Below are 5,337 nucleotides of genomic sequence, written 5' to 3'. Positions count from 1 at the left end.
TATACTGATTGGTATAAACGAAAAATCTACAATAATAATCAGCGCATTTACTGAAGTTATCTATTCTATGTGTTTGTTTTATCGAGTGCCAACCTCTGTTTAATGATATTAAATTTAATCCATCTGGATTGAGCGATAAGTAAGCGAGAAATGCGTTTATAGGCCGATGGTGTTAGTTTTTGATATTGAATTGCAATGTAATACCGCGTGAGTTTGTCGAAGTCAGAGGCAATGAAAGGCAAGGCGTTTTTTACCCGGCGATTAAAATCGTCAGGACCTTCATTGGCGGCACGCTTAACGCCCCGGCTTGTAAGCAAGTGACATACAGCCAAATAGGCCTTAACATGCTTATTCTGTGATCGGCCTAAATGCAGTAATCCTGCACTATAGGCAATGGCTAATCCTATGATTGAGAGTGTAATTAACACAAAGAGCGCAACTCTAAGTTGAGTCACTTCACCGAGGAGCTGCTGCAATACATCTTGTTGCTTATCGGTATTGAAACCTAACACCCAAACGCTCCAGAGGTAATCAATACCAGCAAATTGCATCCTTAATTGATTGAAAATATCACTGGTTCGGCTACCTAGATAGCCAAAAGGGCTGTCAAAAAGATAACTCTCGTGGGGATCAAATACCGCATCGAAGCCTTGTTCAATTCGCTCGGGGGCAATCATGGCGGTGGGGTCATATCGTGTCCAACCTTGATTAGGTAACCACACTTCAACCCATGCATGTGCCATATATTGATAGATACTGTAGTAGCCACCAGCCTCATTATATTCGCCGCCTTGATAACCAGAGACTATTCTTGCTGGGAGACCCGTAACCCTTGCCATAAAGGCAAAAGCGCTAGCGTAATGCACACAAAATCCAGACTTATTGTTTAGTAAGAAATCATCAATTTGCTGCTGACCAACTGCTGGTGGGCGTAAAGTGTAGTAATAAGGCTGTTGGTTAAAGTAATCCATCATCGCTTTGAGGCGGCTTTGAGAGTTGGGGTATTGCTGTTTAAATTGCTGCGCTAATAATCGGGTACCAGGGTTACTTTGCTTTGGGAGTGATAAGTTAATATCGAGGGCTTTTCGAGCAATGACAGGGTCCATTTTTTGTTTAGGAAAAGAGGTCACATTATATAGTTTACGCTGGTCGATAGGTCGTTTGGCGAATAATCGGTGATCTGCTAGTACCGTAATATCGGAGTCGGGACTGGTGGCAACATCTAAGCCAAATAGCCACTGTTGAGCACTTGCTTCAGCTATGACAGAGTAGGAGATTGAACCAAGTTTCTCAGCATCATCTAATTGTCTTAAGGTAGCGTGTCGCCAACTGTGCTTGTCAGTTTTTGGCTGTGATAATGCCTGCTCACTGTTTGTTATTGAGCTATTTTGCGACCACTGTTTACCGTCATAATCCTCCATGACTATTGCTCGCCAATACAACGCTGAGTTTTTAGGGCGTTCTCCTTGTTTAAAGGTCGCCCTAAATGCTAGCTCGGCTGAGCGGGTGAGCTCGGTAATATTGGAGAAATTAACTGTACTGGAGAGGCCTGTTGTTGCTCCACCTTGAGCAGGAACTAACCACAGTGGGGGTAGCCGAGGTAGTACCAAAAACAATAGAATGGCGAGGGGAAAGCTTTGAATTACAATTTTAGTGCCTAAATTTGCCGTAAAGCGAAACTGGCCTTTATCATGATGGAGGCTAACCAATACACAGGTATTTATCAGTGTGACAATTAATAAATGTATTGCCGACCATAAGCTTTGTTGTTGAATAAAACTTAATGCTATAAGAAAGTAGCCAACCAGAACGACTATATGCACGTCTCGGCGACTACGCATCTCTATGTATTTAAGTGCATAACCTAGCACCAGTAAGTTTATTAATGCATTCAAAGCGCCAATTTGACTGACAACCATAGTTAATGTCATCGCTGACGCAAGGGCGAGTACAGTGATTAACCATCGCGGTGGTTTAGCAACTTTACCAATGTAAATACCAAGGCGCCATATGATACAGATGGAGCAAATCGCTAAAGACCATAGGGTGGTCTGCTCATAGAGTGGACTGATAATGGCGATATTAGTCAGTAACAACCACATTAAAGTTTGGCGAGATAAATTAAACTTATTACTCGTCTGTGGATTAGCTGATTTGATTCTAGGCATGATGCATGCCCTGTTGCTGGTGATAAAGTGCTATTTGAGTTTGTACGTTAATTCTGTGTTGCTCACCATGATTGGGAGCAACCGTCACTGCTGGCAACTTTAAACCGAAAATCTGCTGCTTTGAAGATAATTGCTCGACTTGCCATGATAGTTGACTGAGGTTGACCTCTAAATTGTAATCGTTATTGTCTAAGGTTATCCATAAAGGGTCGCCATGTGGCTGTTGAAACTCCTTGGTTAGCATACCGCGCCCTTGCGCTAACTGTTTCCATGCTATTTGTTTAAGCGATTCGCCCTCGACGTATTGTTTTAGACCGCTAAATTCGTCGACCCCAGAAACGAATTTGCCAGCAGAGTCGATGTTATTGTCGGTATCAATGTTTGTAAGTGCTAAGTTAGCTTTGATTGGCTTAGCAAAAACTATCTGCTCTATGTTTAAGTCGACATGAGACCAAACTCTGCATATACCGAGTGGGAAACGAGATTCAACTTTTATTCGACCAGGTCTAAGACAGCCGCGCACTGGTGCGTTAATTCCTAAACTCGATTCACCTGTTTCAGCACTTACTTTTTTTATAATCTCAACCTGTTGGCCTGCAAAGCTAAGATAAATTTCAAATGCCTCGTTAGGGCATGAGTGAAGTATAGGAACATAGCAAAGCTGACCAGCAAAGGTATCTGGCACACTTGTTAAGCGGGTTAATGACAGTCCAGCGAGGTTCTTATAGCTATAGATAATACAGGTATTAAATACGCTGAAGAGCAGAAAGCTTAGCCCCATTACGAGGTTGTTCTGATAATTAGTACCAAACACAAATAAAATGACAACAAGTAATAACCAGCTAAAGCCAAATCCGGTTGGCAAAATAAATATGCTTTTATGGCTTAAGGTTATATTGCTAGATGCAGGGATCCTCCGTGATAACCAACGGCCAAAACTTTTTCTAAGCCTTTGTTTTATTCCTTGTTCACCTTTCATCTATGCCTCTGAACTGACCTTCTGTTTTAAAGTGAGTGAATAGTTTAAAGGATTGGATTAACCCGATTGAGAATGATGTTAGAGATAACCGGGCTCTGTTGGTTAGTTGAGCGACTCATTCTATGCTCTGCTACAAGTGGAAATATGGTTTGTACATCTTCAGGAACAACGTATTGTCTTCCTTGAACCATCGCCCAAGATTTCGCCGCTTTTAAAATGGCTTTACTGGCTCGCGGTGATAAACCAATTGCTTCGTCTGTCTCTCTTGAGGCTTTAACTAGAGCGAGTATGTATTTTAACAGTGCCTCAGAAGCACTTATTTGATTAACTTGTTGCTGAAGTTCCTTGAGTGAATGGGCATTTAGGCATTGTGGAAGGGGCTCGATTCTAGTTTGTTTATCTTGGTCCTTTAACATTGCCATCTCAGCTTGTGGGCTTGGATAACCAATCGATAGTTTCATCATAAATCTGTCTAGCTGAGACTCTGGTAGTGGAAAGGTGCCTGATTGTTCACTTGGATTTTGAGTGGCAATAACAAAAAAGGGGCTAGGTAATACGTAAGTCTCACCGTCTACGGTGATCTGCTTTTCTGCCATCGCTTCGAGTAGAGAACTTTGAGTCTTAGGGCTAGCACGGTTAATCTCATCGGCTAAGATCATCTGTTTGAATATGGGGCCGGGATGAAATACAAACTTAGCCTGTTGTTTGTTAAAAATGGTCACTCCTAAGATATCAGCTGGTAACATATCACTGGTAAATTGAATACGTTGATAGCTTAAACTCATACTCTGCGCCATGGCCTGTGACAGGCTAGTTTTGCCCATTCCAGGTTGATCTTCTATCAGCAGGTGCCCCTCTGCAAAAATACAAGTGAGTGCAAGTTTAATTTGATGTTGTTTCCCGAGTAAAACTTGTTCTAGTTGTTTGACCAAAATTGCGATATTTTCGTTGGGCATACAGCTCCCTTAATGGGTTGTTTTACACAGAGTTAACTGGTGTTAATTAACTGTGGGGTTTTGAAAAGGTGATAACTAACTATGGCGGAAAGCACTGGTTGTTTCCAGCTTTTATGGTGGCTATTAATAATAGGCGTCGTAAAAGTATAAAACTTAAATGAAAGGAAGCCTTTACTGAGTGAAAGCTGTAGATAATAATTATTAGGGCAATGAATTGTTTATTGCGGTCAACTTTGGGCTGAGGTTAATACTTTCCTTCACCTGTATAAACTTTGCTTTAAACAGAAAGCCTTGAACAAGGTCGACGCCAATCCCTTGAGCAAAGTGCAGCTGCTCTTCGGTCTCAATACCTTCTAACACCGTTAGTTTATTAGTGTTGTGTGCAAAACTTATAAGCGCCTTGATCAGGTGTAAATACTCGGGTTTCTGCGCTGTTTCCAACCAATATTTGTCAAATTTAAGGCAACTAACTTTACTCATTAAATCAACCGAAAGCATCGAGTGGGGTGCACCTATATCGTCTAAGCCAACGGGTATGTTGGCCCGCACTAATTTTTCTATAAAACTTGTCGCCAAATGTGCATCATTAATACAGGTGTTCTCTATAATTTCAACGTAGATATCCTGCCTTTCTTTTAGTAGCAGTAGCATATCTGCGCTATCGTATTCTATTGCGTGGGGGTCAATATTGACGAATAGTTTACCATTCGTGGGAGCATGTAAAATTTGAAATGATTTGGCTTTCATCTCAACACTATTGAGTAGTTTTTGATGAGCATGTAGCTCTTCAAAAACAATATTAGGGGCGATGGCTAAACCATTAAGATTATAAAACCGTGACAGTGCTTCGTAGCCATAGATAGCTTTTGTGTGAGGGTTAAGTAGCGGTTGATATTCTGCAGTTAATCGAAGACCTGTTAGATCTAGCATAGCTGTTTTATTTTTCTGTGTAATGATAATTATTTACATTAACATAAAAGTAGTAAGATAAAACAATCAAAGCCGTTAAGCGCTTTATTAATAGCCATTGTGATTAAAAATCATCTTGAACCCTATGAATTTGCGCGTTTCTTTACTGTTTGCGCCTTAAACACCGCCGATAGTCGCGATGTCTAGAATCTTGCAACAATGATTTTTTATACCAATTAATACCAATTGCATTAAAAGTTTGACCATTCAGCGGGAATTCAAAACGCTGTAGGAAAGTAGTGGGATTTGAGCTAATAGTTATTCT

General features: G+C 40.9%; 4 protein-coding genes. All 4 read right to left on the bottom strand.

The window, feature by feature from the left end:
- Positions 1-65: 65 nt before the first annotated feature.
- On the bottom strand, positions 66-2,168 hold the full coding sequence (locus AB4238_RS07410; RefSeq protein ID WP_372032559.1) for a DUF3488 and DUF4129 domain-containing transglutaminase family protein: 2,103 nt from the start codon (positions 2,166-2,168) through the stop codon (positions 66-68).
- Positions 2,161-3,147: a DUF58 domain-containing protein gene (locus tag AB4238_RS07405; protein WP_372032558.1), complete on the bottom strand. Its 987-nt coding sequence runs from the start codon at positions 3,145-3,147 to the stop codon at positions 2,161-2,163. The genes AB4238_RS07410 and AB4238_RS07405 overlap by 8 nt, the downstream gene beginning before the upstream one ends.
- Positions 3,148-3,191: 44 nt before the next feature.
- Positions 3,192-4,103 (bottom strand): AAA family ATPase, encoded by a 912-nt coding sequence (locus AB4238_RS07400; protein ID WP_372032556.1) that lies wholly within the window; start codon positions 4,101-4,103, stop codon positions 3,192-3,194.
- A 201-nt stretch (positions 4,104-4,304) separates the two neighbouring features.
- Positions 4,305-5,033 (bottom strand): EAL domain-containing protein, encoded by a 729-nt coding sequence (locus AB4238_RS07395; RefSeq protein ID WP_372032554.1) that lies wholly within the window; start codon positions 5,031-5,033, stop codon positions 4,305-4,307.
- Positions 5,034-5,337: the final 304 nt, after the last annotated feature.

This window comes from Shewanella sp. 10N.286.45.A1, from assembly GCF_041470405.1.
Classification (GTDB): Bacteria; Pseudomonadota; Gammaproteobacteria; order Enterobacterales; family Shewanellaceae; genus Shewanella.
Note: the sequence above shows the minus strand (reverse complement) of the source record. Positions and strands in the feature narration are given on the sequence as shown.